The sequence below is a fragment of the Faecalibacterium sp. BIOML-A4 genome (assembly GCF_009679665.1).
GTDB classification, from domain to species: domain Bacteria; phylum Bacillota; class Clostridia; order Oscillospirales; family Ruminococcaceae; genus Faecalibacterium; species Faecalibacterium taiwanense.
Genome location: NZ_WKZG01000016.1, coordinates 1 through 26936, shown reverse-complemented (window position 1 = coordinate 26936; position 26936 = coordinate 1). Strand labels below are relative to the sequence as shown.

Annotated in this window: 22 protein-coding genes and 1 CRISPR repeat array; of the genes, 4 read left to right on the top strand and 18 right to left on the bottom strand. The window is 55.7% G+C overall.

Translation table 11 applies throughout. The annotated features are described in order from the left end of the window. Positions 1 to 201 precede the first annotated feature (201 nt). From nagA to GKG34_RS11145, 3 genes are read left to right on the top strand one after another with little or no spacing between them, the layout of a single operon-like run. Complete coding sequence (nagA, locus tag GKG34_RS11155; protein ID WP_005942601.1) at positions 202 to 1338, top strand: N-acetylglucosamine-6-phosphate deacetylase; 1137 nt, start codon at positions 202 to 204, stop codon at positions 1336 to 1338. A gap of 39 nt (positions 1339 to 1377) precedes the next feature. Next, positions 1378 to 1866 carry a response regulator gene (locus tag GKG34_RS11150; protein WP_154256233.1) on the top strand — a complete coding sequence of 163 codons (489 nt, stop codon included), beginning with the start codon at positions 1378 to 1380 and terminating at the stop codon, positions 1864 to 1866. Then, the gene (locus GKG34_RS11145) at positions 1832 to 2038 is read left to right on the top strand and encodes a hypothetical protein (RefSeq protein ID WP_154256232.1); all 207 of its coding nucleotides are present in this window, start codon (positions 1832 to 1834) and stop codon (positions 2036 to 2038) included. Before GKG34_RS11150 ends, GKG34_RS11145 begins: the two co-directional genes overlap by 35 nt. A gap of 220 nt (positions 2039 to 2258) precedes the next feature. After that, positions 2259 to 2775: a CRISPR direct-repeat array (repeat unit 28 nt; unit sequence GGATCACCCCCGCGTATGCGGGGAAAAG). A 35-nt stretch (positions 2776 to 2810) separates the two neighbouring features. On the opposite strand, the gene cas2e is transcribed toward GKG34_RS11145, so the two are convergent. The 12 genes from cas2e to GKG34_RS11085 all read right to left on the bottom strand — a co-directional run bounded on the left by cas2e (position 2811) and on the right by GKG34_RS11085 (position 18988). Then, positions 2811 to 3671, bottom strand: a complete 861-nt coding sequence (gene cas2e / locus GKG34_RS11140) for a type I-E CRISPR-associated endoribonuclease Cas2e (protein WP_154256231.1) — start codon at positions 3669 to 3671, stop codon at positions 2811 to 2813. A gap of 8 nt (positions 3672 to 3679) precedes the next feature. Continuing rightward, on the bottom strand, positions 3680 to 4630 hold the full coding sequence (cas1e, locus tag GKG34_RS11135) for a type I-E CRISPR-associated endonuclease Cas1e (protein ID WP_154256230.1): 951 nt from the start codon (positions 4628 to 4630) through the stop codon (positions 3680 to 3682). Position 4631: 1 nt separating this feature from the next. Then, a complete protein-coding gene (gene cas6e / locus GKG34_RS11130) occupies positions 4632 to 5264 on the bottom strand; it encodes a type I-E CRISPR-associated protein Cas6/Cse3/CasE (RefSeq protein ID WP_097774452.1) in 633 nt (210 codons plus the stop codon). A 15-nt stretch (positions 5265 to 5279) separates the two neighbouring features. After that, complete coding sequence (cas5e, locus tag GKG34_RS11125; protein ID WP_154256229.1) at positions 5280 to 5942, bottom strand: type I-E CRISPR-associated protein Cas5/CasD; 663 nt, start codon at positions 5940 to 5942, stop codon at positions 5280 to 5282. Next, on the bottom strand, positions 5942 to 7000 hold the full coding sequence (gene cas7e, locus GKG34_RS11120) for a type I-E CRISPR-associated protein Cas7/Cse4/CasC (protein WP_154256228.1): 1059 nt from the start codon (positions 6998 to 7000) through the stop codon (positions 5942 to 5944). Before cas7e ends, cas5e begins: the two co-directional genes overlap by 1 nt. Positions 7001 to 7002: 2 nt before the next feature. Next, the gene (gene casB / locus GKG34_RS11115) at positions 7003 to 7617 is read right to left on the bottom strand and encodes a type I-E CRISPR-associated protein Cse2/CasB (RefSeq protein ID WP_005942572.1); all 615 of its coding nucleotides are present in this window, start codon (positions 7615 to 7617) and stop codon (positions 7003 to 7005) included. Positions 7618 to 7629: 12 nt separating this feature from the next. After that, complete coding sequence (casA, locus tag GKG34_RS11110; protein ID WP_154256227.1) at positions 7630 to 9243, bottom strand: type I-E CRISPR-associated protein Cse1/CasA; 1614 nt, start codon at positions 9241 to 9243, stop codon at positions 7630 to 7632. Next, positions 9230 to 11944 (bottom strand): CRISPR-associated helicase Cas3', encoded by a 2715-nt coding sequence (gene cas3 / locus GKG34_RS11105; RefSeq protein ID WP_243139251.1) that lies wholly within the window; start codon positions 11942 to 11944, stop codon positions 9230 to 9232. Before cas3 ends, casA begins: the two co-directional genes overlap by 14 nt. 467 nt (positions 11945 to 12411) lie before the next feature. Beyond that, positions 12412 to 13650, bottom strand: a complete 1239-nt coding sequence (locus tag GKG34_RS11100; protein WP_005942563.1) for a Wadjet anti-phage system protein JetD domain-containing protein — start codon at positions 13648 to 13650, stop codon at positions 12412 to 12414. Beyond that, positions 13610 to 16993, bottom strand: coding sequence for an SbcC/MukB-like Walker B domain-containing protein (locus GKG34_RS11095; protein WP_005942560.1), 3384 nt, complete (start codon positions 16991 to 16993; stop codon positions 13610 to 13612). Before GKG34_RS11095 ends, GKG34_RS11100 begins: the two co-directional genes overlap by 41 nt. After that, positions 16944 to 17591: a DUF4194 domain-containing protein gene (locus GKG34_RS11090; RefSeq protein WP_005920847.1), complete on the bottom strand. Its 648-nt coding sequence runs from the start codon at positions 17589 to 17591 to the stop codon at positions 16944 to 16946. Before GKG34_RS11090 ends, GKG34_RS11095 begins: the two co-directional genes overlap by 50 nt. Next, a complete protein-coding gene (locus GKG34_RS11085) occupies positions 17588 to 18988 on the bottom strand; it encodes a Wadjet anti-phage system protein JetA family protein (protein ID WP_005942556.1) in 1401 nt (466 codons plus the stop codon). The genes GKG34_RS11090 and GKG34_RS11085 overlap by 4 nt, the downstream gene beginning before the upstream one ends. 210 nt (positions 18989 to 19198) lie before the next feature. On the opposite strand from GKG34_RS11085, the gene GKG34_RS11080 reads away from it, so the two are divergent. Continuing rightward, the gene (locus GKG34_RS11080; protein WP_154256224.1) at positions 19199 to 19756 is read left to right on the top strand and encodes a hypothetical protein; all 558 of its coding nucleotides are present in this window, start codon (positions 19199 to 19201) and stop codon (positions 19754 to 19756) included. Between the two features lie 63 nt (positions 19757 to 19819). On the opposite strand, the gene GKG34_RS11075 is transcribed toward GKG34_RS11080, so the two are convergent. The 6 genes from GKG34_RS11075 to GKG34_RS11050 form a co-directional block, all read right to left on the bottom strand. Further along, a complete protein-coding gene (locus tag GKG34_RS11075) occupies positions 19820 to 21208 on the bottom strand; it encodes a M24 family metallopeptidase (protein WP_005942549.1) in 1389 nt (462 codons plus the stop codon). 50 nt (positions 21209 to 21258) lie between these two features. After that, on the bottom strand, positions 21259 to 22701 hold the full coding sequence (locus tag GKG34_RS11070; RefSeq protein ID WP_005942544.1) for a M81 family metallopeptidase: 1443 nt from the start codon (positions 22699 to 22701) through the stop codon (positions 21259 to 21261). A gap of 34 nt (positions 22702 to 22735) precedes the next feature. Further along, positions 22736 to 23032 (bottom strand): hypothetical protein, encoded by a 297-nt coding sequence (locus tag GKG34_RS11065; protein WP_005942541.1) that lies wholly within the window; start codon positions 23030 to 23032, stop codon positions 22736 to 22738. A gap of 128 nt (positions 23033 to 23160) precedes the next feature. Beyond that, positions 23161 to 24582 (bottom strand): glycoside hydrolase family 1 protein, encoded by a 1422-nt coding sequence (locus tag GKG34_RS11060; RefSeq protein ID WP_005942538.1) that lies wholly within the window; start codon positions 24580 to 24582, stop codon positions 23161 to 23163. Positions 24583 to 24623: 41 nt separating this feature from the next. After that, a complete protein-coding gene (locus GKG34_RS11055; protein WP_154256223.1) occupies positions 24624 to 26069 on the bottom strand; it encodes a M81 family metallopeptidase in 1446 nt (481 codons plus the stop codon). A gap of 142 nt (positions 26070 to 26211) precedes the next feature. After that, on the bottom strand, positions 26212 to 26850 hold the full coding sequence (locus GKG34_RS11050) for a PTS transporter subunit EIIC (RefSeq protein ID WP_279235890.1): 639 nt from the start codon (positions 26848 to 26850) through the stop codon (positions 26212 to 26214). Positions 26851 to 26936 lie beyond the last annotated feature (86 nt).

Genomic DNA, 26936 nt, shown 5'->3' with positions numbered 1-26936 from the left:
CAAAAAGGTTCTGGGTTTCTGATTTTACGCTGTTTCTTTGTGCAAGCTGCGATCGTTTTTTCATTTTCCAGCTTAATTTTTTTGAAAAGGCGCGCGAAGGCTGGTTATTCCCGCCAGAAAATGCTATACTTTTCTGCAGAATGGTTGTGCTGTCGTGTGCAGCATATACAGGTTTTATGATGATATCGGAGGGCTGATTATATGATCATCCAGAGCAAAAAAGTATGGATCGCCGACCAGTTCATTTCTGCCGCAGTCGAGCTGGAGCAGGGCAAGATCACCGGCATCTTCCCCTATGGTGAAAAGCAGGCCGATGTGGACTATGGCTCCAAGCGCATCGTGCCCGGTTTTATGGATATCCACTGCCATGGTGCCTACGAGTTCGACACCAACGACGCAAAGCCGGAGGGCCTGCGCTACTGGGCAAAGCATATCGTCTCTGAGGGTGTGACCAGCTTTCTGGCCACAACCGTCACCCAGAGCGTGGAGGTGCTGACCAACGCCGTGGCCAATGTGGCCGACGTGATGGAGGGAAGCTACGAAGGTGCCGAGATCCTTGGCATCCACTTTGAAGGCCCCTACCTCGATATGAAGTACAAGGGCGCACAGCCTCCGGAGTACATCGCAAAGCCCAGCGTGGAGCAGTTCAAGCACTACCAGCAGGCAGCACGCGGCCACATCCGCTATGTGACCCTTGCACCGGAACACGACGAAGGGTTTGCACTGACCCATTACCTGACCGGGCACGGCGTGGTGGTCAGCATCGGCCATAGTGCCGCCACCTATGAGCAGGCCGTGATGGCCTATGCCAACGGTGCCCGCTCCATGACCCACGTGTACAACGGCATGTCCCCCTTCGCCCACCGCGCCAACGGTCTGGTGGGCGCAGCCTACCGCATCCGCACCATGTACGGCGAGATCATCTGCGACGGCTGCCACTCCACCCCTGCTGCCCTGAACAACTACTTCATGAGCAAAGGCCCGGATTACGCCATCATGATCTCGGATGCACTGATGGCCAAGGGCACCCCCATTGGCAGCGAGTACATCTTTGGCGGCAACCATATCACCATCTACCCGGACGGCAGTGCCCATCTGGACAACGGCACGCTGGCCGGTTCCACTTTGAACATCAACAAGGGCCTGCGCATTCTGGTGGAGGAGGCCATGGTGCCCTTCAACTATGCACTGAACGCCTGCACCATCAACCCGGCGCGCTGCCTGCATCTGGATGACCGCAAGGGTTCCATCCAGATCGGCAAGGATGCCGACCTTGTGGTGCTGGACGACAACTACGATGTGCTGCAGACCTACTGCATGGGCAAGGCCCAGCTGTAATTTCTGGCTGACGCGAACAAAGGATGTGTTAAACCCGTTATGATCCAGATCGCCTTCTGCGACGATGACCAAACAGTTCTGGACCAGCTCTCTGCCCTGCTGGAAAAATATCGCGCCCAGCGCTGTGTCCAGATCCAGTGCACAGCCTTTCACAGCCCGCTGGATCTGCTGGCCGAGATCGAAAAGGGCACCCGGTACGATATCCTGTTTCTGGATGTCATCATGCCGGCCGAAAACGGCATTACCGCCGCCAAGGAGATCCGGCAGTACGATAACGTCGTCAAGATCATCTTTCTCACTTCTTCCGCCGAGTTTGCAGTGGAATCCTATGTGGTGGGTGCCTACTTCTACCAGCTCAAGCCCATCTGGGAGGACAGCTTTTTCCGTCTGACGGATTCGATGATCGCCGAGTGCCGCCGCGCCGACCAGCGCAGCCTGATCCTGCGCTGCAAGACCGGCATCTCCCGCATCGATCTGGACCAGCTGCTCTACTGTGAAGTGCTGGGCCGCACTGCAGGATGCCACTGAGCTGGTCGTCACCCTGCCGCTGCTGCTGGCACTGGTGCACTGGATTGCGCCTTCGGTGCGCGCGCTGTCGCACTCTTCGCTCAAGCTGCAGCTGCAGTTCGGCGTGGACGGCAGCGCAGGTTTTTACCGCATTGAAAAGTCCGGCACTTTGCTCCGCCTGAAGGCCGAATAAAATCACAGTGCGCATTCGTTCCACCCTTAATACGCAAAACACCCCTCGGCTTCCGCAGCAGGAAACCGAGGGGTGTTTGTTATGCTTTATTTGTGTCGGGTCAAGCCCTTACGCCATTACTTGCGGGGATTCTTGATCGCAGCCTGGGCGGGCGATAAAATTGCAGAGTTCTCCTTTCCAGAAATATCATTTCATTTTTCGTTGCGCCCGTGGTTCTTTTTTGTAAGCCCCGCGTATGCGGGGAAAAGTATGATGTCGCTTGTGTTTCCGCTCCATCCTCGGGGATCACCCCCGCGTATGCGGGGAAAAGCTAAATACTCTAAACTCATGCTAATACCTCACAGGATCACCCCCGCGTATGCGGGGAAAAGTAACCAGTTCGCCGTGAATGGGGCCGATATCAAGGATCACCCCCGCGTATGCGGGGAAAAGAAAAAGGAAGTCCGGACTATGCTTTTGCAAAAAGGATCACCCCCGCGTATGCGGGGAAAAGTGTTCAGCTTTCAGGGCATCAATGTCAGTCTTGGGATCACCCCCGCGTATGCGGGGAAAAGTTTTATCGGTTTCTTGTATGCCTTTCTGAGACGGGATCACCCCCGCGTATGCGGGGAAAAGGCGAGGATTTTCAGAAAAATTTTCATGCTTTCAGGATCACCCCCGCGTATGCGGGGAAAAGTTTATCATGCTCAACTATGCCAACGATGGAGAAGGATCACCCCCGCGTATGCGGGGAAAAGACTAAAAAGATCCCGTAGCACCGTGTCTCCTGTTGCTATTGTACCGCTGTTTCCTTCAGTTTGCAATAAACCTGTTGTATCAGACGGCAGTCCGGCAGGGCGCGATGCTCCACTTTTTCTGCCAGCTGAAAATGCTGTGCCAGCGTCACCAGCTTATAATTTGCGATCCTTGTAAGGTTTCGGCGGGCAAGTTGTGCAAGGTCGATCTGGCGGTTGGTCGGTGCCGGAAAGCCATATCGTTTGCAGGTCATGCGCAGAAACTCCAGATCAAAGGCAATATTATGTCCCACCAGTGGGTCTTTGCCAATAAACAACAAAAAGCTATTCAGCGCTTCCCGTGGTTCTGTTCCCTGCTGCAATTCCGCAGCGCTGAGTCCTGTCAGGGCTGTGATCTCTGCCGGAACGTTTTCTTCCACGCAGACCAGCATGGTCAGCTCCTCCACCGGTACACCGTCCCGGACCCGCAGCGCTCCATATTCGATGATGGAATCGGACGCGGCTTTCAGGCCGGTGGTTTCCAGATCGATCACGGTGTAATTGCCTGTGCTCGGCTTTGTTCTGCCCGCTTTCCGCGCCATTTGCTGCTGTGCCGCTTTGCTGAACCCGGGTTTCAGGTCGATTTGGTTTTGTTCGGCCTGCGGCAGCGGTCGTCGCATCAGTTTGATCCCGTCAAAGTCCACGGTCTCCCATGCGGTATTGTGGGTGCGAAAATCCATCCGCTGCTCTCCCACCGTGGTGAACACCAGTGTTGCCTGTCCGTTTTTCAGGTTCTGACACACCCGCTCCCACAAGGCATCCCGCACGCGGCTGCTCACATTGCCCACATAAACGCCCGTGTTGATCTCGCACAACCATTTGGACAGATCCCCGCGCAGTTTTGGCGGGCAGTTCGTCATGGTGAGAACTACGATGTTTCATCACCCTCTTCTTCAAAATAATTGATGCCGTTGGCCACAGTGCCCACTTTGTTGTCCCACAGATAAACAGCTTCCGGCTCCTGTTCCCGCTCATCCGCATTCAGGAGCAGATACCGGATATCGTGCACCATGCGCTCCAGAATATGATGCTCTACCATGGCATCCCGCACCCGGCGGCGCACTACGGCCGGCAGGTCGTCCGGAGCCTGTGCCGCCACTTCAAAGGCGATGGGAATGGTCACCTCGGCCTTGTACAGGTCGGCAATATCGTACACAAAGGAGCACTCGTGCCCCACATGAACAAAGCCAAGACCCGGGGCGCAGCCCAATGCCACGATCACCGCGTGCGCCAGACCGTACAAACAGGCGTGCCCGGCAGAAAGCGCCTGATTGACGGCATCTCCCGATGCAAAATCCTCCGGGCGGTACAGTCGGCCGCTCCACGGAACACCGGTATCCTTGGAAGCTTTGCGGTATACCTGCCGCACACGGCTGCCCTCGCGTCCCCGCAGCTGCTGCATCGTCAGCCGGGAGATATCTTCGTCCGGGAAACGGAGCTGATACATCTTGCGTACCACATCCATGTGCTTGCGGGTGTTGCTGACAAGCTCTGCCTGCCGCAGCAACAGTTGCGAGTGGGTGGTCAGGGGACGGCCATGGGCGTAATACCGCACACCGTGCTCACCTACCCAGACAGCACCCACGCCCGTGTCACCCATAAGTTCCATGGCACGGTGGGTCACCCGTGTACCCGGCCCCAGCAGCAGCACCGAGATGCCCGCCGCCGGGATCTGAACGATCCCTTTTTCGTCTGTAACGGTGATTGCGCCGTCCTGTCGGCCAAGGGTGCAGTGTTCCAGATACAGAAAGGTCATCCGGTCTTTCACCTGCGGCAGCGCCTGCAGGTCCGGCCGGATCATGCCCGGCATCTCGTCCATCTCAGTTTCCTCCGCGCATAACGGTCATCAGTCCAAGGCCATAGGCCTTGCCGCGCCCCATGCCCTGACACAGCAGTGCCCGGAACTGCTCTGCATCGGTCACCTGCAAAATGCCCTCATAGGTCACTGCCAACAGGGTCACCGGCCGGGTGCCGTGCTTGGCAAAGTGCTGCCACTGCACCCGGGTCACGGTAAATTCCTCCTCCCGCAGGGCAAAGCCGTGCTTTGCGGCGCGCTCCAACAGCCACTGCTTCTGGTACTGTGTCGTGCAATGTGCGGCTACAGTTCCCCGCGCTGCGGGGTTTTGGGGGTCTTTGCAGCTTTTGGTGGGGTTTGCGGTCAGCCGAAACTGCCAGCAGCTGCCCGGCTCCACCCGCTGTAAAAGCGGGTCGTAGCTGCGGGTCTCCGCAGCCGCTCCAGTGCCAAACTGCTCCACCACGCCGGACAGCTCTGGCGCATCTTCGCTGAGCAGCAGCAGATACAACCGCTCTCCCAGACGATCCAACCGCCACAGTCTGCGGCGGCGCTCCCCTGCAAAAGCGCTTTCCACTGCGCCATGCAGTTTTTGCGGTGCCGACAGCGCAGCCATGGTGCTGCGGCGGGTGGGATCTAGTTCTACCCGTGATAAATACATTCTCTCGCCCCCTTTTTACAATTCCCGGAACGGATCGTGCTCCGTAGTCTCCGGGCTGTCCGGCACTTTCTGCCAAAGCTCCCGTACCGAGCGGTAACCGTACTGCCGATGATGCGGGTCAAAGCTCACCGGCACATCCCGCTGCGGAGCCGTGCCCGGCTCCAGCGGGTCGGCGTCCAATAAGATCCGGCTCTGCCGTCCCGGACACAGGGGCGGTTCCGCTTGCAGCACCTCCTGCAAGCTGCCCGGGCGTACTCCCAGACAGAGCGGCAGGGTAGGCGGGCAGCAGCGGCGGCCGAGATACAGCGGAAACACCGGGTGTAGCAGCGCCTGCTGCAGCTGCTGCAAAAGGGCGGCATCCTCGCTTTCAATACCGGCCAGAAACACGGCGTCCTGCAAATAATGGCGGTAGGTCACATAAGAGGTCTTTTGGTCCTGCGTCTTTGCCGTGTGGTAGTCCACCAGCAGCTGCCCTTCCCGCTCCACGCGGACGCCGAACCGCAGCCCAGTCAATCGGAGCAGTGCTTCGCGCTCGTCCCGCCGCAGCCCAAGAGCTGCCGCCAAAAGGCCGATCACGCCGCTCTTGGTGGGTTCACGGCCCGTCTTGCGGGTCTCAAATTTGGAGTCTGCGCCCCACGCCTGCAAAGGCGCTGCCAGCCGAAGCAACAGCGTTGCCATTACCCCACCTCATTTCCGGCAAGTGCATCCCGGACAGCCTTTTCCAGTGCGTCCAGCATCGCCTTTGCCGTCTGCGCCGGAGCCAGTTCCTCCAGCCCGCTGCCCACGGTAAAGCTTTGCGCCGGGGCCTCGGCAAAGCTGCTGTACATCTGCTGCGCATACCGTGCCAGTGCCGCCTTGGAAGGCGCGGCATACCCCCGCGCACTGCGGGGCACGGCACGCTCGAATGCGCCGCACAGGTTCACCGGCTGATCCTCCCGCAGGGTCACATATACCGCATCCGGCAGAGTGCGGTTTGCAAAGGTGTTCTGCTTGCCGGTGGGCATGGAGAAGAGGAACGCCTCACCAAAAGCCCGCACCGTTTCCGCGGCCTGCGCTGCACCCAGCTGCCCGGCCAGCTCCATCACGTTCACTGTGGCATAGCGGTACAGGGTGGAGGAGTTGTACTCCACCGTGCCCAGATGGCCTGCACCGGCGTTGTCCTCTGCTTGACAGTCATCCACGGCGGTAAAGTAATCGTACTCGTTCTGCACAGCATGAGTGGAGATACTGTGTGCCACCTGCGCAGCGGCGTCATAGTTCAGAGAAGGGTCATCTGCCACCATACGGCCAAACAGCGCCATGTCCATCGAGGGCGCCGCTTTCAGGGCATCCCGATACTGCTTTTTATCCGCAGAGCCCTCCACAGCCAGCTCTGCCAATGCCTTTGCCTGCGCAGTGCTCATGAAGAACAGTGCCTTGGTGCCCTTATCGTCGCTCTTGATGCCCGCATTCTCCAGCGCTTTTTTTGCCAGCTTGTCCGTATCCAGTTCCGGGGCCAGTGCAAGGATCTGCGCCTTCACCAGTTCTGCGGCCTTTTTAGTGCGCTTGCCCACGTCCAGCTGAGCATTCTCCGCAAAGGCTGCGCGCATGGCATGCTTCCATGCCTGCGAGGATACCCGGGCGCGGAGCACACCGCCGTACACTGCCGTTTTTGGGCTGCCGGTATCATCCCGGTTGATGCAGCTGGGCGGGACGGTCTGCAAAATGTGGAAATCAACATACAGGCGCTTATTCATGATCAATTCTCCTTTTCTTTCTCATCCGGTGCAGGCTTCGGGTCGCGGTACAGGTCCTGTCCCCACCGTAGACGAACATTGGCGGGGGTCTGCGCATATCGCGGGTCGGTGCATTGCAATTCATACAAGTCTGCCGCAAGCTGCGGATAGTCCAGCGGGATGCCGCCATCCTTTGCCGCGCTCAACAGCTGGATCATGCCCCGCAGATGGTGGCTGATCTCGGTGATTTCTTCTGCGGTGGCCAGCGCGTTGAACCGCCGGAGCACGCTAGCCTCGGTCCAGTCCTGTCCGGCACTGTTCCGCTCTGCCAGCTGCCGCACCGCACGCCCCAGCGTGTTGCCGGGGCAGTTCATAAGGCGGTCGTTCCCCTGCTGATGCATAGCATACAGGGTCAGGGCGAGGTAGACCGCCCACTCTGCCGCCGAGGGAGCACTGCGGCCCTGAAAGCTTTCCGGCATTTCCAGCAAAAAGCTTCCCCACAGTTCCGGCAGATCGCCGGGTGCGTGGCCGATGCCCCGACGCAGCTTTGCCAGTTCTGCCCGCCGCTGGTTGTCCGGCAGAGCCTGAAGCCTGTGCAGCTGCTGCGCCGCATATAGTTTGACGTCCTGTGTTTTCATACAATTCCCCCTTTATGGTTCTGTTTTGGGATAGATCTCCCAAAGCCTTGTGCGGAAACGATTATAGGCCTTTGGCGAGGTATACAGGATGGTGCGCTCGGTCTTTTTATCCTTATCCACCACAATGCGGTGTCCCTTCAGGGCGGCATTTCCGGCCTCCATCACCATCTGTTTTCCCAGCTTTTCCGCGATGTTTCGCGCCTGCGCCTGCCAGCGCAGCGCTGCCTCATCCGGGTCGTCCTGCTCCGGGTCGATCGCCTGCAGCCACTGCCGAAAAGGCTGATCCACTGCAAAGTAGAATTGTGCACGAACCGCGCCGCCTGCATTTTCATTCCGGTCACCGGCGGCAATTGCCAGTTCCTGCGCAAAATGTCCGACCAGCGCCGCCGTCTGTTCACAGCGCTCGATTTCTCTGACGATCCGACTCTGCCATGGACGCCCTATCTCATCCAGAATCCCTGCCTGAAAGGTCAGGCTGTCGCTGAAAGAATCATTTACAAAGAAGTCCTTATCGCCATATTGGACACCGGAGATGCGGAAATGTACCTTTCTGCGGGGATCCAGAAGTTTCAATCTCTTTTCCTGTAACTTTTCGATCCAGCATACAACGCCCGGGCGATGCCCGCTGCCCTGACAAAAGACCGCCGGGAACTCCCGCCAGAATTGTTTAGCCGGGTCATGACGACAGGGCACAAACACCACCGGTTCATTTTTCTTGATTGGCATCGTGCGCCAGATGGTCATCTGTTCGGCAAAGACGTTTTCTCTGGGGAAGAAATCTCCTCCCAGCAGACAGAACCCATCCACATTCTCCCCTGTCCTGTGCAGCAACAGCCTTCTGGATTGCAGGGTGAGCAGCTGTGCCGGGTTGTCCGGGCAGCAAATTTCTGTCCGTTCCGCGCTCTTTGGTGCTTCCAATTCCCAACAGGGCTTGCTTTCGCCCCAGCATTCCCGGCTGTCGCGCAGCAGCGTCAGGTTCAGCATCAGGGTCTCGTACAGATTATCGCCCTGTGCCTGAATAAAACCGATTTTGCCCAGCCACCCGGCTCCTACTGACGGAAGTCCCTTTCCTTTTGGCTTCGCGGAGGTGTCATCATAGCCGTTCACGCACAGCAGCCACCGCGCCGCCTGCGGATAGCTCAGCTGCTCCTTGCTCTGCCCCGCATACAGTGGAAAGAGCCGGAGTTTATTGCTGCTTTCCGACATTTCACCGTTGAGTTTGGCCGCGCCGTATTCCGTGCCGATCTTTGCCTGCGGCACCTGCCAGAAGGGGTGTGTCGGGTGGAACAGCCAGAAGCGGTCCTTCCACTGCTCCAGGTAGTCCCGGACAGGCTCTGCCGGGAAATGCCCAAGCTGCCACAGCTCGCTCCAGCGCTCCAGTGCATCATCGCTCTGTGCCAGCGGTTGGGGTTTTCCCTTTGTATCCACCCGGGAGAACACGGTGAACAGCACCGCCAGCAACAGCCGCAGCACGGCGGCGTTCTGGGTGGGCATCTCGCCCGCAAGGTCCACATAATCCTGCGCCGACACCAGCGCCTCGGTCAGGGACACCTCCCGCACCGTGTTGTCCCGCAGCCGCACCCGTATCCACGGTTCGGTCAGCAGGTTGAATTCAATTTCCTTCATCCGTCTCCTCCTTTTGGTAATATAAGCCGTTTTCACGGTCATAACAAAGTTCCATGCCCGCAAGCCGGGCAGTCAGGTTTTCATCCAGTAGCAACACCAGCTCTCCGTGCAGCAGCGGAGACAGCTGCCACGCCGCAAGTCCGCTGCGGTTGTCCGCTTCCAACTCCCGGATGACCCTATCCACCTTCCACGCTTTGCCGAACACCGCCGGGAGCCGCAGCTTCTGCCGGGCAATCTTCAGTGCCGTTTCCGGCGGGGGCGGGCTGTCAGCAGCTACGGCGCTGCCACCCTCCTGCCACGGCAGAAAGTGGATGCTGCCGTCTGCCCGACACTGCATTACAAGCACCTCTACCGAGGGGTCGCCGTCCCGCACTGCTGCCCGCGCCGCCGGGTCGGAGCGGGCACCCTCGTTCTGCATCCAGTCGTCCAGCGTATTCAACTGCGCCAGCCGGTGCGTTTCCGGCTGCGGCACAAGGTACACCTCGGCGCGCGCTTTCTTTTTCTCCTGCGTCTGCTCATATACGCAGCGCATTTCCTCCCCCTGCGCTCCACCGGGAGTTTCCCGCTCCCAGCCGTAGACCTGCTGCACCAGCGGAGAGATCTCCTCCGGCAGCCGGATGCTCCGGGGCAGAAACTTCCGGGTGCGCCAGAGCAACCACTGTCCATATACCGCCTCGCTGCCCGCATCAAAGGCATTTTCCCCGGTGTCCAGCACCGCGCAGCAGGCCTGCTGCAATGGGGCGGGGCGGCTGCGGCGGTGACGGTGCAACCGTCCGATGCGCTGCAACAGCAGATCCATGGGGCAAAGCTCTGTAACAAGAACATCCAGATCAATGTCCAGCGACTGCTCCATCACCTGCGTGCCCACCACGATCAGGTCGTTCCGGCGCTCCGGTTCAGAGCCCTTGCCAATGCGTGCCATCAGCTGGTTTTCCCGCGCTGCGCGGTCCGGCATCAGGAACTGCGCATGGAACAGCTGCACCTCTTTGTCCGGCAGGCTTTCCCGCAGCAGCTGCGCGATCTTCTGCGCTTTTTTGACCGTGTTGACGATCACTCCCGCGCAGCCGCCCTCTGCCAGCTTCCGGCGCAGCAGCGCGGGCAGCTCCGGCTCTATGAGCGTGGTCAGCTGCACCGTTTTACCGGGTGCGTCTGGTGGGATGGCCGTCTGCTTTACCTCTGCGCCGTCCGTCCATGTCAGCAGCGGATAGCCGCAGCTGGTTTTCCATGGGGCGTCCGGGACAGCCTTTTTCTGCTGGTAAGCCTCGACCAGTTCCGCGCGCCGCCGGGCAGGCAGGGTGGCTGACAGCAGGATGACCGGCACCTTGTACCAGCCCAGCCATTCCAGTGCCCGGTCCAGGTAGCAGTTCATGTAGGTATCGTAGGCGTGGCACTCGTCAATAATGACCACCTTGCCTGCAAGCCCCAGATGCCGCAGCATAACGTGCTTCTGGGCAAGTGCCGCCAGCAGCAACTGATCCACTGTGCCAATCACAAAGTTTGCCAGCAGTGCCTGCTTGTTTCCCCGAAACCACTGGTGTACCTGCACCTGATGCGCTTCCTGCGCGTCCTCCTCCAACTGCACCCCGCGCCCCTGCAGCCGCAGATAGCACTCGTTCAGTTCTGCCATGCCGTGTGCCAGCTTTATAGCCTGCGGCAGCGTCTCCTCAGACTGTGTGTCTGCCCAGCCAAGCAGCCGGGGAAAGATGCCGTTTGCCGTGGCCTGTGTGGGCAGCCCGAAAAAGACACCACCCAGCCCGAACCGGCTGGCCATGACCTCCGCAGCGGCCAGCGCTGCCTCGGTTTTACCCACGCCCATCTGTGCTTCCAAAATCAGGATGCCCGGTTCCGCTGCGGTATCCACAGCCTCCAGAACAGCCCTCTGCACCGCATTGGGCGCAAAGCCGAACCGCACCGCAAACTCCTGCGGGTCTGCGATGCCCGGCTGTGCCTCCCACGGGAAGGGCAGCGCCAGTTTTTCCCAAGCCCTGTCCACCCGCGCCGGGTAATCCTCCATGCTGCCCAACTTCTCTACCGGGATCAGGGGAAAGTATTCCGTATTGCTGGCGATCCAGTCTGCCATGATCAGAAGCCCGGTCAGAAGCACTTCCTCCTGCGGATTCAGATCATCCAACTCCGCTGTGTCGTCAAAGCCACAGTCCTGCAAAACAGTCATGAGCAGTTCTGTCCAGAAGTCCTCCCAGACCTTTTTCTGTCCCTTGGGGTAGTAGTTGCTCTCCCAACCCTCTAACTGATCATCGACCGCCGCGCAGCTCTGTGGCTTGCCGTGGTGCGCCCCCACAATGGAGGCGATCCCGCCGGGGCAGTCATCCCACAGCAGGACTGCCTCGCCCGCCCGGGCATGCGGCGACTCCCGGCGGTTCTGTTCAGGACAGTCCAGCGGCGTCAACGTTTCCAGCCGCTGCCGCGCCTCCGGCAGGGTGCGCAGGATATTTGCCTGAAAGGCTACCGTAGCCTTGCCTATATCATGGATTCCACCCAAAAACCGGGCATGCGCGAGCAACGCTTCCTCGCACTCAAAGCCCATGGCCCGTTTTACGCTTTCGGGGAGCCACTGCCGGACTAGCCGCTCCATGATGCCCGCCGTATCCCACAGATGCATCCAGAGCGGCAGCCACAGGCTGGTATTTTCTGGGTCCGTTTTACCGGCCAAAAACCTTGTTTTATTCAACGTCCTTCGCATTTTTGCTCCTTTTCCGGTGTGTGCCTTCCATGTACCGAGCATAACAGATAATGTGTACTATAATCCGTACTTTTTGTATTTTATCTCCGCAAATGAAAAAAGCGGCACACCGGGTCGTGCCTCATCAAAACGAAAGTGTCCTCGCAAGGTAAAGAAACATGCTATTTATAGCCCGGTTCCGTTTTCTGTTTCAAAGATACGCTTCTGCCCTTCTGCTGTCAATGACTCTGCGCCAATTCATCAAAGCTACAAAAAAACGATTTCTTTTTTGTATAAAAAACCGCCCCGGCTTCCATTGCGGAAACCGGGGCGGTTCGTTTGTTTTATTGGTGCTTTTTCAAGCGCTCACGCAATCACTTGCGGGGATTCTTGATAGCAGCCTGGGCGGGTGCCAAAATTACAGAGCGTTGGGAAGAATGATAGTACGTTTTTATAGGTCAACAAGCGTTTTTATCTTCGTACAGATCCTACTCCAGAAATATTTCCTGTTCGATTGTGACCCCGTATTGCAAAATCTTATCGATTGCATCGGCAAACAGCGGATGTCTTCCCGCATTCCGCTCTTCCTGCAACTTTTGCAAATACTGCTCCGGCCGATTCAGTCCGTTTTTGTGGTACTGTTCCACAAAGAGTCCTTCCATACGCATGGGCTCAAGTTGTGGGAACACCATTTGCAGGTTTTCGAACATACAAAAACCGCCCAGATCAATATCTGCCCAGAATCGTATTTGCATGGTTTTTCCTGCCACAGCGGCCAGTTTTTCAAAAAGTTTTTTCTTCTGCGGACTCAGAAAGCCACCGTGATAAACAACAAGTTCTTCCGGCTGTTTTTCCACCAGCAAATATTCATCATAGTTTGTTTTATTTTCGATAAAGGTAATGCAGCAGTTGTTTTTCAGGTCAATATCCACAATCTCTGACATAAGCGTACTGGGCAAAGCTACGCCATAAGGTTCTGCTGCGCTGAGTCGAAGTTCACCCTTTTGCAGCAAAATCGTGCAATCGCCCGAAAGCTCGTAGAGTTCTGGACGGGCATAGATTCCCAGAAATGAAAGCTGATCCCGTTCGCCAAGTTCCGCTTCCGTACAGGCCGCCGCCAGTTGGATATTATACTTACGTGCAATGCCGAGAAACAGTTCACGCACATTTCGCTCAAAATATTTGGTGTCGTGGAAGCACTGGCTGCTGAATGCACGCATCGTCACACTGCCGGACAGCTCTGCGTACCGCTGGAATGTAAGCAGCAGGTCCTGCAACAAATGGTCGTTCTCTCTACAAAAAGTCGGCACTCTCATGCTGTTCCGTGCCTGAGTGCATACAGCATCCCGCCATGCTGCGATCCATGAAACAGGATTGCCCTCCAACTTTTGCGTAATAAGACGTTCGACCTCTTCCGCCCTTTTTTGCGGATGCACTCTGTCGGCGCATTCATAGCACTGTGCGACCCGTTCCAGATCCAGCACGATGCAGGAGAGAACGCTCTGCTTTCTCGCCCATTCCAGACGCACCAAAGCCTGCTGCTCCAGCTCCCGTGCCGCAGCATTGTATGCATCCCGAACCACCGCATCTTCGTATTGATACTCCGGCAATTCCCTTTTATCAATGCGCAGCATTACCCGGCGTCTGGAAACATTAGGTTCGGAAAGATGCTTGCTGTTTTCAAACTTATCCAGCAGCCGGTTCAGGATCACTTGCGCTTCCTTCATTCTGCATCTCCTTTCCAAAGGGAATGATGTGCATCCGATACCCAGTCTTGTCCACCAGAAGCGTCCGGTCAGCAATGGGCATAATGTCCGAAACCTTATCCGGCGGCGTGCAAATGATCGCCTGTAGCCCCATCTTTCGGAGCAGGCGTACGCTCTCGGTGATCCGGTCACTGTCCATTTTATTAAAGGCCTCATCAAATACCACAAGACGCACCGTGTTGCCAAAGCGGGTGGCATCGTTCACACGGTACAGCTGAGCAAATGATGCCAGCACTGCAATATAGAACGGTGTCTGTGTTTCACCGCCGGACTTCATATTCAGTGTTTGAGAAAGCAGCTGCTTGGAACCGTTCTGGTCGGTCGTTTCCAAATCAAACTTCAGATACGTCCGGAAGTCTGTATAGCGGACGATATTCTCCTGTAGTTCGCTCTGTTTTCGGGTATTGAGCTGCGTATCGTCTGCCATTGTGATCTGACTGAACAGTTTTTCGATCAGTGGGCCGTATTTTTGCTGAAAGGGCAGTGCGAATAGACCGGATTCGCCTTCCATCAGTTCATCTGACGTGATCATGTTATAGTAATCCAGATAATCCGGGTTTGGCCCTACGCGAAATTGGTACTTGTCTGTGCCAAATTGTGCCTGGCGCAGGGCCTTGTTCAGGTTGTGCACCTGTTCTTGCACCTGATCGATGCTGGATTTCAGTTTGGCAAGGAAATCGTTCTGGAATTGCTCCATTGCACTTTCCCGTGCCGCCCGGATCTTTTCTTTGTATCGGGGCAGCTCGCTTTCCTGCAGAGTACGCCGTTCTTCCTCGTATTCGGTGTTATCCATCACCTCGATCTGGAATGCACAGGGTTTGAACCGTTCTGCATATTCTCTGCGTGCTGCAAACAGTTTCTTCTGAGCCCCGTCCATTGCCTTTGTGCTCTGCGCCAAACTGTCGCCGAAGTTCTTGCGGATGACATCTGCCTTTTTCAAGCGGACAAGCTCCTGCCGATAGCGGGGAACACCGATGGTTTCTCGGTATTCCTCCGTGAATCCTTCTTTCAAACCATCTTCGATGGCCTCATACCGCTGATATTTTTCCGGCAAGATCTCATATTCCAGCTGGTGGATGCGGCTTTCCAGATTGCCCCTTTGCACATTTTTCGCATCTTTTTCCTTGTTAAGTGCAAGGATCTCTTCTTTCAGATGCTCAATGATCTGCCGCTGCTCATCCAACCAGAACAGATTCAGCTGGGAAAGCTGATTTTTGACTTCTGCGATTTCCTTGGTGATCGTCTGGACGCGCTGGTAGTCCTCCTGCTTTTGCGCCACATCGATTCGGACAAATCTTTGAGTAAAAAGCGGGTCCTGCAGGCAGGCTAGCTGTTTTTGGAGCGGCTGCCAATGCCGCTGCTCCTCCTGCAGACAGGCCAATTCCTTTTCCAGATGGTCGATGCGGAGCTGTACCGCACGCCGCCCGATGAAAGCATCTTCCATCCGGTCCTTCCGAAGTGCGCGGGCCACATAACCCTGATACAGCATTCCTTCCGCCGTGATTGCCGTCCTATAACAGCGCAACTGTTCTGCCGTGTCGCAGCATATCACCCGACCCAGAAGATAGTCCACATAGCTGCGTGCCAGCTTGTTTTCTGTCTCCACCTTTTCTGCCAGACTGCCGGGCAGCGGCCGAAGCGTCTCTTTTTCCCGCAGTTTTCCGATATCTACCAGACCAAACGCACGGTACTCTGCTTCCTTCTTCAGCCGGTCGTAAATATTAAGTGCTTCCTGATAGTGTCCCGGCTCCACCAGCAGATAATATTTCTGGTTATTTAGGTAGCCTTCTACCGCTCCACGCCAGCGCTCATCCGCCATTTCCAGCACATCTGCCAGAATATAAACGGGAACCGCATGCCCTGTTTTGCCCGCCAGATCCTTTTCCAGCCGGTCTTTGAACAGCAGAAGCCCATGGGGATAATCTTTGATGTTCCTGCGCAGATTTGCAAGCACCGCACTTTTCTGGTCGGCTTGTTTCTTCAGCTCTGCAATGCGGTCCTCTGTTTTATGAGCCGCACTGCGGACAGCATCCGACAATTCGGCCGCTGCCTGCTGCCCCGTTTCAAACAACTCCGCAGGCCAGGCAAACAATTCCTTCTCGTCACCAGTAAATACAGCATATGCTTTCTGCGCAGTGTTCGCCGCTTCCTGCACCGGTATGAGAAGTTCTTCCGGTTCCAGTTCTTGTATCTCCCCACAGAATCTCTGCAAATGCCGTGCTTCCCGCTTAATCTCCACTTCAAGATTTTGCAGACCCTGTTCCAGCTTTTTCTGCTCATCTCTCAGAGCCTTTTCCGTGTTGAGCAGACGCTCTTCCTCCTGGAAAACGTTGCTCTGCCTGCAGGCCAGCTCCAGCTCACTGCGGCGCGTTTCTTTCTGTTCGATCTGCCGCTCAAGCTCCTCCCGTTGCTCATTCACATTTGCAAGGTTCTCCTTGCATTCAGTTCGTTCCAATTCCCTCTGGTCGATCTCTGTCTGCGCAGCTTCTTTTTCGGCCCACCGTACCAGAAACTTCTGGATCTGGCAGCGGTCTATGGCTTGGTTCATCTCCTGATACAGCCTGCTGATTTGCTGCAGCGCATCCAGCTTTTCCTGCTGACGCTGCGCCAGCAATTCGTGCCGTTTATAATCCCGGATGTTTTGCTGCATCAGCTCAATATTGGGTTTATCCGGAATATCGCAGATGTTCTCCGTAATAAATTTTTGGATATCCACAATTGGCCGGAACGAAACAGCCTTCTTCATCATCCGTAAGACCTGCTCGTTGTGGACGTTCCACTTTGCAAGCATGTTGTGGCGATACTCTTTTTGAGTATCGTAAAATTCTGCCCGTGCATAGTTCTGCTTCAAAAAACGGCGAAGTGCAGAAGTCTCCATTGCCTCGCCCTGCTCAATAAAGCAATTTTTCGGCAGTGTCCCCGTGTAAATAAAGAATGTATCACGGTAACTTCCATCGCTGCGGCAGTCAAAGGTAACGCCCGTCACAAAGCTGCTGCCCTCCATCTCATCCTGAAATTCGCAGACAATATAGGTGGAAAAGTCCTTACCACGACGGGAATACGGGCTGTTATCATCCATGTCGGCGCGCAGGTAGCCTTCCAATGTGCGCTGCGATTTTTCGTTGGCCGCCTGATTAAAGTTGCGGGCGTTGGTCTCGCCCAGCAGTACGATCTGCAGTGCATCGATGACCGTTGACTTTCCGGCGCCGTTCTTGCCTGTCAGAAAATTGATGTCGCCCACTTCAATCAGTTCCTTACTGAAATAGAGCCAGTTGATCAGCAGGATCTTCTTCAGCTTCTTCATCTGTTTCCTCCTTTTTCAAAACAGACACCACCAAGTTCAGCTTTTCGCTGGAGACCGCAGAGAGAATGGTGGGCAATATTGCGATCCTGCAGCTGCCCTGGTTGAATTTTCCTTCCAGTCTTTGAATCACAGAATGGTTTTCCAGTACCGTAAACGCGCGTTTGACCTCTTCCATATTCGGCTTAGCCGGAAAAACGGGATAGTCGGTCACCACTTTTTCCAGAACATCCCGCACAGTACACACGGCATCCTGCTCCAAACCCAAACGCTCCATATTTTCTTCGTAGATCAGCCGTAATGCCAGCAAAATCGCCGTTTCTTTTTTATTGAGGTTGCAACGGTTAGCCTCGTCTGTGTTCAACACATAAAAGTATCCGTTCAGTTCATCCCTGCGCAAATCCCAGTCCAGCAGGCTCAGGTACTCCTGTACAGCCTCATAGTGCCGTGATAGAAAAAGATAATCTGGGTTATCCACCCTGCCTTTTCCCGGCTGGTAGATGGTTCGCACAATGTATGTGCGGCTGAGCAGCTGATTGCAGACAGATTTGAATTGTTCCAGTTCTTTTGCCGTTGCATTGGTAACAAAATCAAAATTCACGGCTTCTTCTCCTTCCTCCGGATCTGCATTTGCGGGATCGAATAGCCATTTTTGCAAAAAATGCCATCGAGTTCCTGGACCACATAACCGGCAGATGCATCTTTGCTTCCAAGGATTGCCAGCAAACTCATGATATAATCCTTGTCCTCTTCAAGCGAGAGCTCCTCCGAGCAACGAATGTCAGCGTCTCCCAGCCATCCCTGCACGTAAGCATTTACTGCTGCCCGGCCATATTTCGATTGCAGTAACTGTGCCGCTCTGACCTGTTCTTCTGTATTCGGTGCCTGATCATCTTGTATCAGCACCGACGCGGTTTTTGTCCGTTTTTCGGGGCGCTTACGGTACCACAGACTTTTTTCTGACAAAAAAGACTGCTCATACAATTGAAATACCGGTTGTATCTGGTCCACCAGCTCAGACGCCCTGCGGTTTCTGGACAGTGCCGTCAGCAAAACATTCAAATTACCGCGCACGCTTTGATCTCGGTTCGTCAGGTTCTCTATTTTCTGTGTTGCTGCCCTGGTATAGCGCCGGACCTGCGTATCAATTTCTTCAAGATAGTCCTTCTCTAAATTGTCATAGCGTTCTTCGATCCAGAAAATTTTCCTCAGCAGATCGGCACGGCAGTCTTCCAATGTCTTGCCCCGCTTATCACGCAATGCTTCATTTGCCATCGCCATCAGCAAGGTATCATCCTCTTCCCAGCGCCTAAGCACAGACTGAATGGGCACACGATACTTCGGCACTGAATCTTTGATTTTCAGCGGACGGATATATGCCTCCACAACCTTTTGTCCGAAGTCGTTAAAGTGTGCAGCCAGCACCTGGTTGACATCCTGCATATCGATCTGCGTCTGAAAATAATGCTTCACATTATGATAGACCATTTGCAACAAGCTAATCAGCGCCGTTGTGTTATCGTAGGCACTATAGAGAGCCGTCATTTTATCGTAAGCATTGTTGCTGTCGTCGGCGGTCCTTAAGACTGAGAAAGTTCCGAACACATAGGAATACCCACGAGCCGGGCTATCATCGCAGAGTTGGTGGAATAATTCCAGCAAACGGCTGCTGTAATTAGGAATCGTGATATACTCTTCAAAGTCGTCCCCGCGTTCTTTCTCAAACCACCCCTTACTACACAGCTTGCGGATCAAAAAACGAGCGCGGCCAGAGATATCCCTCAGTTCCTCTTCGTCAATGTCTTCATCTTCAAACGTAGCATCCGCCAGTTCCTGTTCCAGCCTGCCGCGTAGCATGGAATACAAGACATCTTCCCGTATTTTCAGGTTTTCTTGGTATGCTGCGTACAGTACGTCCAGTGCATCCGCATATAAAATACGGTTGGGTGAAGCCAGCGGCGAGAAAAGTTCGCTTGGAACCGCTTCAAAAAACTTCATAGGCCTACCACCTTATTCGACTGATATACGCTTTCTTTTCTATTATTGTACCTTCTTTCCGCTTACAAAACAAGACGCAAAAAAGGGGCTGTTGCAAAATAGCAAAAGCGAAAGACGTTGAAAACTTCAGCAAAGAGTGCCTGAAACAGCCCAAAAGTTGAAAACTTTGTCATAAATTCAGAGAAAAAGGTATAGCAAAGCTGAGCCTCTGTGAAAAAGCAGGTGCTCAGCTTTTTACATTTTCAGTTCCAAAAAATTCTACTCTTTTTTGAGGGGAAAAAGATGAGATTTTCTCTTTCCGCGTTGCAATTTGGAAAAGAACTTCTGGAGGTCAAAAGCAATGCAGAGGAGAAACAATTCGGTAGAGATATTGGTTCTCCCTCGCATCAAGAAGCGCCGGAAGTTCCTCAAGCTGGGCGTTGGCTACATACACCGGTTCATGTTCATCTATTAAAATATTTTCGCTTATTGGCAGGGTCAGCTGTTGATATATGCCGCCCTTTCCTGTATACTGTTCATGTTGTATCTGGTTCATTGCAGTTTCAGTTTACAACAAAAAATGAGATAGGCAACCCCTTTTGGGGAAGTCTATCTCATTTTTTCGTTGGGGCTATTTTGCAACAGCCCCTTGTCGCTCGCTCAAGCTACCCAACGCAAAAACTGCCCCGGCTTCCTGTTACGGAAACCGGGGCGGTTTGTTATACTTTATTTGTGCTCTTTATTCACGTTTTTTCAAGCTCTCGCGCAATTATTTGCGGGGATTTTTGATTGCAGGCTGGGCGGGTGCCAAAATTATAGAGTATTCAGAGACATCCATGGATGTTTATGGACTCAGCGGCTCACAAATGCCATGTCCTTTTCCAGCAGGTAGGGCCGCAGATAAGCCACTGTGCCGCACATGGGCAGTACATCTTCCGAAAGCTGAATGCCAAGCTGCTGGATGATATACTGCCGACGCACCTGCATCCGCTGCCACATCTCCGGGTACTGCTGGCAGATCTGCTCCTTCAGAGTCTCATCGGCCAGCACCACGGTGCTCTCGGCACAGCTGCCGCCGTAGCCCGGCACCGATGGAATGATATCGATCTGCAGCATCATGCCGCTGCGCAGAACCTCTGCGGAGTGCTCATAGATCGGAGAGCAGAGCCATTCTTCCTCGGCCACCAGATGGCCAGGGCAGAGCGACCAGCCGTAGGTTGCACGGGGCAGAATTTCTTCCACCTTGTCGAACATCTCACCGCCGGTCATGCCCACATGGATCTCCTCCAGCCAGCGGGTATAGGCAGCAAAGTAGGGAGCCGCTACCTTTTCCACATAATCCTGAGCGCCCTGCGGCAGCTCCGAAGCGTCGTGCACTGCATAGGCTGCGCGGCTGGAGGAGCCGCCCGAATAGCCGACGGTCAGCGAAATGGTATCGCCCACCTTGACCGTGTTCTGGGTGGGGAACATATTGCCCTTGATGAAGCGCGGGCCGCTGGCGGCAATGGTCACGATGCTGTTGTGCTGGCCCTGCCGGTTGAGCTGAGCGCCCAGTGCGGTCTCCGGCACACCGGGAGCCAGAAGATCCATAGCATCCAGCACACCGTCTGAAGCCAGTGCAGCGCCATATTCGTAATGGGCGATCTCGTTAGCGTTGTTAGTGGTACGGGCACCGCCATCGCCAAGGAACAGATCTCCGGCATTGAACAGGTTCTCGTCGCCGCCGGTAATGGCACGGATGGCATCCAGAATAAAGGCCGGGATGTCAAACAGTTTTTCGTTTTTCTCCACCGGGCTGGTAAAATGCTTCCATCCTGCAATGCCGATGCGGCGGCCCGGCGCAATGCCTGCCTCCTCCAACAGAGTGCGCAGGGGCTTGTCAGCACGGTTGGGCTGGTTGGGCAGTGAGAACAGTGAAACATGCACGGCCTGCCCCGGGATACGGGCTTTGGACGCCTTGTTCAGATTCTCATTGCCCAGCACAAAGTGAGCCGTGCCGTCGGCGTCCAGAACCAGCAGAGACTCTTCAAAGCGGGTAAAATATCCCATCAGGTACTGGAAATTACCGCAGTGTTCGGCGTCACCGTACACCACCAGTTGCTCAAAACCGCGGGACTTCATGCCCCGCAGAACCTTGTCCAGACGTTCCTGGATAGTGGCATCCGTCAGCATGACCGGCTCTCCAGTACAGTCCTTGGGCGGCTGCGGCACCTTGGCCAAGCGGATATCGTACTGTTTCATTTTCTTACACCTCTCGTTATTGATTTCTTGTATTTGGCCTGCGGCCGGTTTCAGATTTTGTCAATGGGGTACATGGGGCGCATGATCTGCTTGAAGGGAATGATCCGGGTATCCTGCGGGGTAGCTCCCTGCGTCAGGGACATGACCGAGAACGCAGCCTTTTCCTTCAGCTCCGGAAAGATATAGCCCTGCTTGACCACAATCACATCGTATGCGTCCCAGTCCAGTCCAGCCCCCACGAACTGGTGCTCTTCGCACATGGTCTGGCGGGTACTTGCCACATTGATATCCAGTGGCAGGCCGTCCACCGACACCGCCACCGAATAGCCATACACGGCATCGTGGGGATGGTGCAGGTAGCCGCGCAGAGTGCCCTTTGCCTTCACCGTCACATCCAGCTCCACCGAGTGGGACATCTCATCGTGATTCACACCCAGATGCAGGCAGGCCTTTGCGCCGATCTCCAGCTGCGCCAGCTTCTGGTAGGCAACGGGGTCGCAGATGTTGGCAAACAGGATCTTCTTTTTCAGTTCCTTCTCCACCAACACCTGCCGCAGGATGTAGGTATTCCAGCCGGTGGCACCGCTGGTTACATTGTCGCCAGAGTCAGTGATGAAAGCAGGCTTGCCCTCAAACTCCAGTGCCATCCGCAAAGCCTTGTCTGGAGCAGCTGTCAGGCCGGTGTAGTGGAACTCACGGCGTTTGTTCCAGACGTAGACAGCCAGCCAGTCGGCGGCTTCCTCTGCATAGGGCAGGTCGGCTTCGGTCTGGGGCACCACAACGATGCCGCAGCCAGCCACCGGCGTGTCATGGCGGATGTAACCCACATGCCAGCTCACACTGCGGATATGGGGATCCTGTTCCAGCTTGTCCATATACTCGTTGATGGATCGCACTGGCTCGTCACCGGAAACGCTCTGCTCGCCGCCCAGGATCAGGGGCAGCTTGCGGTATACCGAGTGGATGTTCTGGCGGTCTTTCATAAAGTCGCACAGCATGGCGGCTACCTTGCGCATGGTGGCAATGCTGTCGGTGTGGGGTGATTCGCGGTAGCTGCGGATCAGAGTGGTGGCCTCGGCATATTCCTTGCACAGATTGCCGTGGGGGTCACACACCACAAAGATGGGCAGGTACGGCCCTACCACCTTGCGGATCTCAGCCAGAATGTGGTGGTCGCCGGAACCAATGCCCTCCACCTCGCTGGCACCGTGCAGCATCAGGAACATACCATCGATCTCGTGGATGTGCTCTTTGACCGTCCGCACGAAGCAAGATTCGATGTAATCAAAGGTATCTTTTTTGATCACGCCCGCAGCACCGGCATCCGCCACCACCGAGGGGATCAGTTCAAAACCGGCCTGCTCAAACACATCGGCCACATGCAGTGCCTGAATGCAGTCATCACCAAAAAGCATCTTGTAATTGCTGATCTCGCATTTCTGCGGGATGTTCGCATTGGACTCCGTGATAAATTCGCCGACCAAGATTTTCATTGTTGTTTCTCCTTTTATTGTACCGTTTCCACCATCAATCCGCAACCGGACAGGCCGCTTTTTTCATGCGCTGGTGCGGCGAAAGCCGCATGGTTACTGGCAAAAACCAGCCCATGCAGTGCCCCAGCAGAAGCATACTAACCCAAGTATCTTCCCGCAGGGTAGTAAAGTCCAGATGGAATATCAGCACCAGTTCCGGACTCAGTGTCAGCAACAAATTGGTCAGGCTGCCATCCGGGTCGATATACCCTAGCAAGGCACACAGTCCCGGGGTAATAATGGCGTACAGGCCTACGGCCCATGTACCAAAGGTGTCGCTCGCCCATATCATGCCGCCAGTGAACCAGTAGCACCGGGATCACCGGCGAGACGCAGCCGGCAATGAAGTCCAGCACCACATCCACGCCATGGCGGATACGTCACGGCTTTTTGGGGGAGCCGTCTCCTGTGGCTCTCATATTACTCTCCCGCTTCTTCGGTTTTCTGGTATTCCTCGATCAAATTCTTGAACCAGTAATAGCTCTTTTTGGGGGTACGCTTGTTGTCATGGTCAAAGTCCACACGCACAAAGCCGTAGCGCTTTTCGTAGCCATTGACCCAGCTGTACAAATCCATGGTAGACCATGCATAGTAGCCCAGCACATTGCAGCCCTCTTTTTTGGCCTTAAGCATATAGTCGATGTAGCCCTGCATCATTTCGATGCGGTCATCGTCCTGCACATAGCCGTTCTCGTCCGGGGTCTCGTAGCAGCCATGGCCGTTCTCGGTGATGTACACCGGGATGTCACCGTAGCGCTCCCGGATCTCCATCAGGGTGTTGTACATGCACTTGGGGTAGATCTCGCGGCCCCAGAGGTTGCGCTTGGTGTCGGGGGCAATGGCGGTCTCGTACCAGCCCTTGATGCGCATACCCTCCTTGGCCTTGGAGCCTGCGCCGCGGTTGTTGTGGAACACCTCGGTCTCGCCCTCCGACCAGTCGGTCAGGTACATGCGGTTGTAAACGTTCATGCCGATGTAATCCACCTTGCCCTTGGCAAAGATCAGGGCATCGTCCAGCTTGATATAGTCGTTCTCAATGCCGTTCTCCCGCAGCAGAGGGATCAGCTCGCCGGGCAGCTCGCCCTTGATGGAGGTGTCCAGGATCAGGCGGTTATAGAACAGGTCGCCCAGCAGGCGGACCTTTCCCGGTTCTTTGGTGCCCGGCGCGATCTCCACGTTGCTGCTGTCGTGCACGATGCCGATCTGACCCTTCAGACCCATGGAGTGGTACAGGGCCACCGTCTTGGCACTGGCCAGCACTTCGTAGTACATCTGCTTAAAGTAGCGGTCAAAGTCCAGCTTGTGGTTCGGGGGATAGTTGCCCACCATATTGGTGCAGTAGGCGTAGTACTTGGGCTCGTTGATGGTGCTCCACAGCTTGACCCGGTCGCCAAAGGCCTCAAAGCAGACCTTGGCATAGGCTTCAAAGTCGTCCACGATGGAGCGGTTCTCCCAGCCGCCTTCTTCCGCAAGGACATTGGGCAGATCGTAGTGGAACAGGGTGACATTTGGCTCGATGCCCTTTTCCAGGCAGTAGTCGATCACATTGTTGTAGAACTCAATGCCCTTGGGGTTCACCTCACCCCGGCCGTTGGGCAGGATACGGTCCCATGCAATGGAGAAGCGGTAGGTGTTCTGCTTGCCGGCAGCCATCATGTCGATGTCCTCTTTGTAGTGGTGATAGAAGTCACAGGAGACATCGCCGGTGGCACCGTTCAGGTTCAGCGGGTTGCCGTGGGAGAATACATCCCACTCGCCCAGACCTTTGCCGTCCTCATCCCAAGCGCCTTCACACTGATATGCGGCAGTTGCACTGCCCCAGAGAAATTTCTGCTTTTCCATACTGTACAAGTCCTTTCTTTGATAAGCTCTCGTTTTGTTTTTTAAATATCGTCCACCGGGAACATGGGGCGCATGATGCGCTTGAAGGGCAGGCGGCGGGTATCCTGCAGGGTAGCGCCATCGGTCAGGGACATCACGCACAGCGCGCCAAGCTCCTTCAGCTCCGGGAAGATGTAGCCCTGTTTTACGATCACCACGCCGTAGTCCGCGCAGTGGGCACCGGCTGCTTCGAACTGATGCAGCTCCACCACAGCATGGCTCGCCTCGGCTACGATGATATCAATGGGGTAGCCCTCTACCGACACCAGCACGCAGGCACCGTAATCTCCCTCATAGCCCATAAAGCCTTCCAGACGACCATTGTGCTTCACGGTCACGTCCAGCTCTACCGGGCGGGACAGCTCGTCCAGATCCATGCCCAGACGGATATGCGTCTTTGTGCCCTCCGGAACATCGGCCAGCTGTGCCACTACAGCCGGGTCGGTGATGCAGCCGAACAAGAAGTTCTTGCCCTTGGTATCCGGCAACGCCATGACCTGCCGCAGCACCCATGTATTGGCACCCACAGAGCCGCTGGTGGTGTTGTCACCGGAGTCGGTGAGGAACACCGGCTTGCCCGGGCAGTTCAGCGCGGACTGAATGGCCTCTTCCGGTTCCTGCGTCAGGCCGGTGTAGTGGAACTCATGGCGGCGCTCCCACACATAAGCGGCCAGTTCGTCAACCTTCTGCTCGGCGTAGTCCTGATCAGCCTCGGAGTTTGGCACCACCACGACGCCGCAGCCTGCTACGTCCGTGTCGTGACGGATGTAGCCCACATGCCAGCTGGCACTGAGAATGCGGGGATCTTTCTCCATCTCGTCCATGTACTGGTTGATGGAGCGCACCGGCTCATCGGCGGAGACGCTCTGCTCGCCGCCCAGGATCAGCGGCAGCTTGCGGTATGCGGGGCGGATGTTGCGGCGGTGCTCCAACAGATCTACCAGATACCGGCAGCAGGTCTTGACCGTGTCGGCAAGGTCGGTGTGGGGCGACTCGCGGTAGCTGCGGATCACGGTGGTGCCGTCCACATACTCCTTGCACAGATTGCCGTGGGGGTCGCAGGCCACTACAATGGGCATATACGGACCCACCAGCTTGCGTACTTCCTTCAAAATGTGATGGTCGCCGGAGCCGATGTCCTCCACCTCGCTGGCACCGTGCAGATGCAGGAACATGCCGTCCAGCGTGCCGAGGTTTGCGCGGATATCGTTCAGCAGGCGGTTCTCGATGTAATCAAAGGCGTTGCGGGTGACCACACCGCCCGAAAAGCCATTGGCATAGACCGAGGGTACCACTTCGATGCCGGCATCCGCGAACACGGTGCCCATGTTCATCTGAGAAATGGCGTCCTCGCCAAACCGCAGGTCATAATTTTCCAGATCAGTTTTGTAGGGGATGTTGGCGTTGGACTCGGTCACAAACTGCGCCACCAGAACTTTTCTGCCCATAGCAGATCCTCCCTCTCAAAAGAAGCCTGAGCACACATTGATGCCCGCCGCCGTAGCGGCGACAGGCATCAATGTGCTTGGCTTTTTGTGCTTTGCTTTATGATGAAATTATGGCTGTGAATGTCAAAAGTCTAAACAGGGATCAGACGTCCTCTTTGTATGCCTTTTTGAGGATGACGGTGCAGGCGATGAACGCCACGACCACGGCCACGATGCCGGAGGCCAGCGCCACGATCATGTTGCCCATGGAACCGTCAGGAGGCAGGAAGAACAGCAGGGCCAGGAAGCCCGGGCAGCCGCCCACAACGTAGTTCTTCAGCTGGAAGATGCCTGCGATCAGGCCGCCGGCCGCTGCGCCGATGGCAGTGCCCACCAGCACACGGGGACGCATGATCAGGGAGCCGTAGAAAGCAGGCTCGGTAACGCCGCACAGTGCGGTAACACCGAAGGAAGCGATCATGCCCTTGCGGCCCTTATCCTTGAGGTGCATGGCAACAGCCAGTGCGCTGCCGCCGACTGCCAGGTTGGAGATAAAGCCCATCGGCGTAACAACCAGGTCGTAACCGATGCTGGAGATGCCTTCCACCATGATGGGGGTGATGGCCTTATCCAGGCCCAGCATGACCAGATAGGGATAGATAGCAGAGCAAACAGGAGTTGCAATAATACTTGCTGCGCTAAAGAATGCCTGAAGAGCATTGCCGACCACACCACTGAGCTCGGTGCCAATGGGTCCGAGGACGATCAGCGTAATGGGAACGACGATCAACATGGTAAGCAGCGGCTTTAAGAGACTAACTATTAAAAGTCAAGCCCCAAAATGAAAAAATCCGTCTGCCGACCGCTGCCCCTGACAAACAGCATTCA

Excerpts from the sequence above, each read along its gene's own strand:
- GKG34_RS11150 (WP_154256233.1), top strand. The coding sequence starts at position 1,378 with ATGATCCAGATCGCCTTCTGCGACGATGACCAAACAGTTCTGGACCAG.
- cas5e (WP_154256229.1), bottom strand. The coding sequence starts at position 5,942 with ATGGCAACGCTGTTGCTTCGGCTGGCAGCGCCTTTGCAGGCGTGGGGC.
- nagA (WP_005942601.1), top strand. The coding sequence starts at position 202 with ATGATCATCCAGAGCAAAAAAGTATGGATCGCCGACCAGTTCATTTCT.
- cas3 (WP_243139251.1), bottom strand. The coding sequence starts at position 11,944 with ATGCGAAGGACGTTGAATAAAACAAGGTTTTTGGCCGGTAAAACGGAC.
- GKG34_RS11075 (WP_005942549.1), bottom strand. The coding sequence starts at position 21,208 with ATGAAACAGTACGATATCCGCTTGGCCAAGGTGCCGCAGCCGCCCAAG.
- GKG34_RS11055 (WP_154256223.1), bottom strand. The coding sequence starts at position 26,069 with ATGGGCAGAAAAGTTCTGGTGGCGCAGTTTGTGACCGAGTCCAACGCC.
- cas7e (WP_154256228.1), bottom strand. The coding sequence starts at position 7,000 with ATGAATAAGCGCCTGTATGTTGATTTCCACATTTTGCAGACCGTCCCG.
- GKG34_RS11060 (WP_005942538.1), bottom strand. The coding sequence starts at position 24,582 with ATGGAAAAGCAGAAATTTCTCTGGGGCAGTGCAACTGCCGCATATCAG.
- casB (WP_005942572.1), bottom strand. The coding sequence starts at position 7,617 with ATGAAAACACAGGACGTCAAACTATATGCGGCGCAGCAGCTGCACAGG.
- cas1e (WP_154256230.1), bottom strand. The coding sequence starts at position 4,630 with ATGGACGAGATGCCGGGCATGATCCGGCCGGACCTGCAGGCGCTGCCG.
- GKG34_RS11100 (WP_005942563.1), bottom strand. The coding sequence starts at position 13,650 with ATGAAGGAAGCGCAAGTGATCCTGAACCGGCTGCTGGATAAGTTTGAA.
- GKG34_RS11070 (WP_005942544.1), bottom strand. The coding sequence starts at position 22,701 with ATGAAAATCTTGGTCGGCGAATTTATCACGGAGTCCAATGCGAACATC.
- GKG34_RS11085 (WP_005942556.1), bottom strand. The coding sequence starts at position 18,988 with ATGAAGTTTTTTGAAGCGGTTCCAAGCGAACTTTTCTCGCCGCTGGCT.
- cas6e (WP_097774452.1), bottom strand. The coding sequence starts at position 5,264 with ATGTATTTATCACGGGTAGAACTAGATCCCACCCGCCGCAGCACCATG.
- cas2e (WP_154256231.1), bottom strand. The coding sequence starts at position 3,671 with ATGACGAACTGCCCGCCAAAACTGCGCGGGGATCTGTCCAAATGGTTG.
- casA (WP_154256227.1), bottom strand. The coding sequence starts at position 9,243 with ATGAAGGAAATTGAATTCAACCTGCTGACCGAACCGTGGATACGGGTG.
- GKG34_RS11065 (WP_005942541.1), bottom strand. The coding sequence starts at position 23,032 with ATGATATGGGCGAGCGACACCTTTGGTACATGGGCCGTAGGCCTGTAC.
- GKG34_RS11095 (WP_005942560.1), bottom strand. The coding sequence starts at position 16,993 with ATGAAGAAGCTGAAGAAGATCCTGCTGATCAACTGGCTCTATTTCAGT.